The sequence below is a fragment of the Soonwooa sp. genome (assembly GCF_030151385.1).
Lineage (GTDB): Bacteria > Bacteroidota > Bacteroidia > Flavobacteriales > Weeksellaceae > Soonwooa.
Map to the genome: position 1 here is coordinate 41,277 of NZ_JASLDS010000024.1, position 6,409 is coordinate 47,685.

The 6,409-nt window shown below is 33.6% G+C and carries 7 protein-coding genes; all 7 read right to left on the bottom strand.

Going from position 1 to position 6,409, the window contains the following annotated elements:
• Window positions 1-2: 2 nt before the first annotated feature.
• Window positions 3-767 carry a T9SS type A sorting domain-containing protein gene (locus Q1V95_RS03380; RefSeq protein ID WP_300670278.1) on the bottom strand — a complete coding sequence of 255 codons (765 nt, stop codon included), beginning with the start codon at window positions 765-767 and terminating at the stop codon, window positions 3-5.
• A gap of 4 nt (window positions 768-771) precedes the next feature.
• Entirely contained in the window at window positions 772-1,560 is a 789-nt protein-coding gene (locus Q1V95_RS03385) for a T9SS type A sorting domain-containing protein (protein WP_300670280.1), read from the bottom strand.
• A 109-nt stretch (window positions 1,561-1,669) separates the two neighbouring features.
• Window positions 1,670-2,632: a DMT family transporter gene (locus tag Q1V95_RS03390; protein ID WP_300670282.1), complete on the bottom strand. Its 963-nt coding sequence runs from the start codon at window positions 2,630-2,632 to the stop codon at window positions 1,670-1,672.
• A gap of 93 nt (window positions 2,633-2,725) precedes the next feature.
• On the bottom strand, window positions 2,726-3,436 hold the full coding sequence (locus Q1V95_RS03395) for a LytTR family DNA-binding domain-containing protein (protein ID WP_300670284.1): 711 nt from the start codon (window positions 3,434-3,436) through the stop codon (window positions 2,726-2,728).
• Window positions 3,437-3,440: 4 nt separating this feature from the next.
• Entirely contained in the window at window positions 3,441-4,541 is a 1,101-nt protein-coding gene (locus tag Q1V95_RS03400) for a sensor histidine kinase (RefSeq protein ID WP_300670288.1), read from the bottom strand.
• Window positions 4,542-4,563: 22 nt separating this feature from the next.
• Entirely contained in the window at window positions 4,564-5,511 is a 948-nt protein-coding gene (locus tag Q1V95_RS03405) for an alpha/beta hydrolase (protein WP_300670292.1), read from the bottom strand.
• 192 nt (window positions 5,512-5,703) lie between these two features.
• Window positions 5,704-6,409 (bottom strand): S1 RNA-binding domain-containing protein (locus tag Q1V95_RS03410; RefSeq protein ID WP_300670293.1); only part of this gene is annotated, 706 nt, incomplete at its 5' end.

A 6,409-nucleotide genomic window follows, 5' to 3' on the forward strand; every position in this document is an offset into this window, starting at 1 on the left:
ACTTAATTCTTAACAAATTTCGTGGTTGTTTGTTTAGAATTTTCATCAGTTACTGTAATCATGTAATTACCAGCCTTAAGCGCAGAAACATCGATTTTATTATCTTTCAAATTGTTTGACTGTACTAATCTTCCCGAGAAATCCGTAATTTTCGCCTCAGTCAATTTCGATGAAGAATTAATCATCAACATATTTTTAACTGGATTCGGATAGATTTTAACATCATTTTTAATAACATCTGACACAGCTAAATTGGATTGTGAAAAACTAAAATCATCCAAAATCAAATAAAAATCACCATCTGCTTTTTGATTTCCAGTTACTCGAAATTTGAATCCTGCATTTTTTGGAACAGCGTTTTCAGGAATCGTATAACTAAAAGTCGCACAAGTTGTAATATCTGTTGTCAAATCTACTTTACCAATTTGTGTATAGTTTGCGCCACCATCTTTAGAATACTCTACAATCATTTCGCCATTAACTTTGCCACCTTGCAAAGCATAGAAAAATGTTCTGTATTTAAAGCTTGCTGTAATAGCACCACCATTAGAAGAAAACGTCGAATAAACCGTATTACCTGTTGGTGCATTGGTATATAAATTTCGGATTAACGCATATTCGCCACTACAAATTTGAGCGAATTTGCTTCTGAAAAAGCCAGTATTTACAAAATTTCCATTATCAGTTTCAAAACCTTCCGTATAGTTGATTTGTGCAAAACTAGCAGCGCTCATCAAAAGCGATAACGAGAATAAAACTTTTTTCATATAATTATTTTTTGATGATTTTTTGAGTTTGTTGTTGTCCATTAACCGTCTGGATGTTCAAAATGTAATTTCCTTTTTTAAGTTCAGAAATATTTATAGATTCTTTAGGATTATCAACATTTTTAACAAGCTTTCCAGAAATATCAGAAATCGAAACTCTCTTCACATTTTTAAAATCTGATAAACTAATAACATCCATTACTGGATTTGGATATACTGAAATTTGCTCCTTTGACAAATCATTAACTGCCAAAGTTGGAGCTGCTTGCGTTATCACCAAATCATCAACCACTAGATAATAATCGCCACTAATATAGGTTCCCGATATCTTTAATTTAAAATTTTTAGACTTTACAGCAACACCATCATCAATCGTTTTTGTATAAGTTTGGCAAAACTGCTCAACCTTGTTAAGCGTTACTTCGTCCAACAATTGATATTCGCCATTATCAATAGCATATTCAACCTTCATGCTACCATTAACAGACGCATTAACTGTCCCAGGTGGATGTTTATAGAGAAAAGATATCGTAAGTTTTCCACCGTTAGAATTGTCGGAGCTGTATACAATAGCGTTGGTAGCATTAGTTGCGCTTCCGCTATAAAAAGACTTATTCATAGCACGATTGCCACTTGAACAAGGAATAGGATTGGTAGCTGAACCGCTAAAACCAACAAAAGTGAAACCACTTGCAGCAGTTGGCGTTGTTGTAAAATTCTCATTAACTGAGATTTGCGCAGTTGCTAAGCCGAGGCTAAAAACAACCGCTAAAGAACATAGAACTTTCTTCATAAATATAATATCTTAAAATTTAGGACTGCAAGAATAATCAAAATTTTAGAAATAAAAAAATTCGCAGGTAAAAACGAGCGAATTTTATAATTTTAAAAGCATATACTTATTAATTTAGCTTTCTCTGAGGCAAATTCATTAGCACAATCGCAAAAAGAATCATCGCTATTCCGCACCATTGGATTGCGTCAACTTTTTCTCCTAAAAGTATGAAAGCCATGGCAACAGAAACTGGCAATTCCATAGAACTGATAATACTTCCTAAACCTAAACCCGCTTTCGGAAAACCTGAGTTAAATAATATCGGAGGCAAAATTGTCCCAAACAATGATAATATCAAACCATATTTAACAAAAATGCTAAAATCAAATGCGCGAATATTTGCTGGATTGTCTGAGAAATTAGAATAAAAAGATTTTAGTCCATCAAAATAATATGGTCCAATCTGTCCAAAGAATAAAAACAGACTTACAATAATTCCACCTCCACAAAGCATATATAAGGTTTTACGAAGTGGCGAAGCGTAAGTTGCAATCGTATTGGCAGCAAACATGGTTGTCGCAAAAGATGAAGCAGCCAAAAGTCCCCACATAATACCGCGCCAATCCAAAGCAATATCTTGGTTGATGATGTTGGTCGCCAAAAGTGTCCCAGCAAGCACAATTGCCACAGAAATAATCTTTCTAAGACTCGGCATTTCTTTTTTAATAAATGCTTCAATGACAACACTAATCCAAACCGATTGCATCAATAGAACAATAGCCACCGATACATTAATATATTGCACTGCTAAATAATAAAATAAACTCGTACAACCCATGGAAGTCCCTGCAATCAAAAGCTTTTTCTTATCTCCACTTGTGATGCTAGGAAATGATTTTTTTGAAAATTTGGATTGATAAAGATTTAGTAAAAGCATTCCCAAAATCCCCAAAACGAATTGTGCAGTCGTAACTTCTGCTGTGGTAAAGCCTTCTTTATAAGATAATTTGACAAAAGTTGCCAACATTCCGTAAAAACTTGCGCCGAGCCCAACTAGCAAAACGCCTTTCAAAACATTATTCTGTTGCATAATTTCTTCTTCTTGCTCCTTTTTTATTTTTAAAATAAAGGGTTGCAAAGGTAAGAAAATTAGTCCATTAAATAAGTGTCTTTTAAGCTTTTATCAAATAAGCTTTTTCTTCAACTTCAATAAAAAATATTCCTTATAACTATTACCAATTGGCACTTTTAGTGTTTTATTGGCTTTGTTTTTTAGAATGACAAAACCATTTTCTAGCATAGAAATTTTTTCTGTGTTAATGATGAAGGATTTATGAATTCTTTGAAAATTAGCTTTTGGAAGTAGTTCTTCTAATTCTTTCAACGAATAATAAGCAATAACTTTATCACTTTCGGTCTGGAAAGAAACATAATTCCCTAAGGATTCGATGTAGTCGATTTCCTTAAAATTGATTTTAATAATCTTGCCTTTTTGTTCGGTTTTTACAAAAATATAGTCATCCGAAACTTCCTCTGTTTTATTATTTTGTACACTTAAAACTTTGGAAACCGCTTTGGAGAAACGATCAAACGAAATTGGCTTTAACAAATAATCAACCGCATTGACATTGAATCCTTCTACGGCAAACTCCGAATAAGCCGTACAAAAAATTACTTTTATGTCGTCGTCAATGAGCTGTTTTAGCTCCAAGCCTGTCAACTCAGGCATCTGAATATCCAAAAAGACTAACTCAATTTGTTGCTTTTTAATTGCCAACATCGCTTCGATTGGATTGGTAAAAACGTCTACCAAAATCAATTCAGGAATTCGGGCGATGTAGTTTTTCATCACTTCCAAAGCTGGCTTTTCGTCATCAATTGCAATGCATCTCATGTTGTTAGTTTTGGTAAATTATCAATTCGCAAGTATAAAAATCCTCGCCTTCATCAAGATTTATCTTGTATTTATGCTCGAAAGAAATATCCAAACGCTGTTTCAAATTAGCGATTCCAATTTGGTTTGAGGCGATTTCAGTTATATTCTTTCGCTTTTTATTGGAAACTTCAATTTTGACAAAATCCTTTTCACCTTCAATTACAATTTTTAAAGGAAATTCGGGATTGCGAAGATCGCCATATTTAAAAGCATTTTCGACCAACGTTAAAAATGACAAGGGCGGCACAAGTTGTTTGTCAACAATTCCTTTCACTTCAAAATCAATAAAATTATCATCCGAAAACCTAAGTTTATGAATATCCAATAAAAGTTTCAAATGATGGATTTCATCTTTCGCCAAAATCTTCGAGGTTTCAGCTTCCGCCTGACCTAAGGAATAACGCATCAAATCACTTAACTTCAAAATATTGTCCGCCAAATCTTGGGAATAATTCAAGGCTTGGGAGAAAAGGACATTCAGCGTGTTGTACAAAAAATGCGGATTAATCTGTGCCCGAAGAAAAGCGTATTCATACTGTCTTTTTTCGGCAATCATTTCCAATTCCTTTTGCCTTAATACTGCAATTTCTAATTCGTTTTTATGCTTCTCTTGTTCGGCTTTCACCAACTTTATTTGGAATTTGAACACCGAACTTATCAAAAAGAAAATCAGAGCATAAATAAAAAATTTAACCGAAATCGGAATAATCTCTGCGACATAAGCTTTCCACGAAAAAGTGCTTACAATCACCGAAATACCAATACTTGGAAATATATCGACAATCAAAAAATAGCCAATAACGTACAACAAAAGGAAAATTCCTACAAACCAAAATATGCCTTTTGGGAGGTTTTTCTTTAGCAAATTAAAACCATGAAGACAGAGATAAAAGAACAAAATAAGCGGCAATAAAGACGCCAAAATCTCCTTTACATCAAGCTTTCCGAAGTTGAGATAATTGACGACTAATACATAAACCATGTACAATAGCCAAAATCCCACATGAAAATAAGTTTGCGGGATTTGGTTGAGTCGCTGAAAAATTTGTTGAGCGCGCGTCATCTTGAGCAAAAATATCAAAAAACTATAGCTTTTGCATCAGGTTTTGCCAATTGCTTTTCTCAAAAGCTGCGTCGTGATCACCATTTTCAATTCTAATAAATTCCTTTTGCGGCGCAGAAGAACTCTTGAATAAATTTTCGCCCATGAAAAATGCAAGATTTTCATCTTTTGTACCGTGAAAAATCAATAGCTTGCCTTGATAAGGTTTTATTTTTTTGGTTAGATTAAGTCGCTTTGGAAGATCGTTTTTCAAAAGCTCATCACCGACTTTGATATCGAAAAAAGGTCTCAATGGATACAAAATCCCTGAAAGTTGCATATAAGCATTCTTTATCACATCTTGAGTATTAGAAACTGGCGCTAACAAAACAAGTTCTGGAATCTTATTATCCACCGCTACATTTGTGGCAAAAACCGTCCCCAAAGAATGTCCAATAACAACATCTACTTTGGCAGTTTTTTCAACAAAATTCAAGAAATCTTGATTCAATTTAAACTGAGTCGTCAACTCGCCTTTCTCTTGAGAAAATCCATTAATAGAATATACGGGAACAAAAATTTCGATATTTCTTGACTTTGCAAGCTCCGTAAAATCATCAATATAAGAAAAGACATTCGCTGTATTTCCTAAAAAGTAAATCACCGTTCGATCAACTTTTTCAGGTTTAAAATCAAAATATTCTTGACCATTGATAAACTTTCTTTGAATGTCGACATGATTTAATTTAAAAGAGATTTCGGCCTTAGAAGCCAAAGATTTCGATGCAAATAACTGAACTGAGTCTTTGGAAACCCAAGCAACATTAGCGTCTTTAATTTGCTCACTTATAGAATCTTTTTGATACGGTGTTGGCGTAAAAATATCTTTTTGATGTAATACGAAATCACTTCTAAAAATGGGAATAGCAATACAATAAAGGATAACAATTACAGCTAAAGTTATGCTCGGGATTTTGAAAAACTTTTTCATGATTGGGATTTTTAAAATTATAGCCCAAAGATGATTTAGTTTTAAAACCTACTAAAAAATATTATATGAAACGACGTTTGCCCGATGTGAAATTTTCAATTACAAAATATCTGATAACATAACCTCGTTTTATTCCACAAAAAAAGCCGCTTCATTTCTGAAGCGGCTTAGTATTTAAAAGTGGATTAAGGATTATTTACCTTCTTCCATTCTCTTTTTCAATTCTGCTAGAGCGTCGATATCACCTAGAGTTGATTTTTCTTCGTTGTTAGAAGATCCACCTACTACAGCTTTAGATTCTCTTACAGCTTTTTTCTCCTCATCTCTGAAGATACCTGTGTGAGAAACAACTACTCTCTTGAATTCTTTGTTGAATTCGATTACTTTGAACTCAGCAGTTTCTCCTTTCTTGATTTTAGATCCGTCTTCCTTCTCTAATAATCTTGATGGGCAGAAAGCTTCAACTTCAGCATCTTCGAATTGTACAGAAGCTCCTTTATCATGAACTTCTACTGCAGTACCAGTGTGTACAGTTCCTTCAGCATATTTAGTTTCGAATTTATCCCAAGGATTTTCTTGAAGTTGTTTGTGACCTAAAGAAAGTCTTCTAGCTTGAGTATCTAATTCTAATACAACAACATCTAACTTATCTCCTACGTTGCAGAACTCAGATGGATGTTTGATTTTCTTAGTCCAAGAAAGATCAGAGATGTAGATAAGACCGTCGATACCTTCTTCTAACTCTACGAATACACCAAAGTTAGTGAAGTTTCTTACAGTTCCTACATGCTTAGAACCTACTGGATATTTAGTTTCGATATTTTCCCAAGGATCTTTAGATAATTGTTTGATACCTAAAGAGATTTTTCTTTCTTCTCTGTCAAGAGTTAAAACTTCT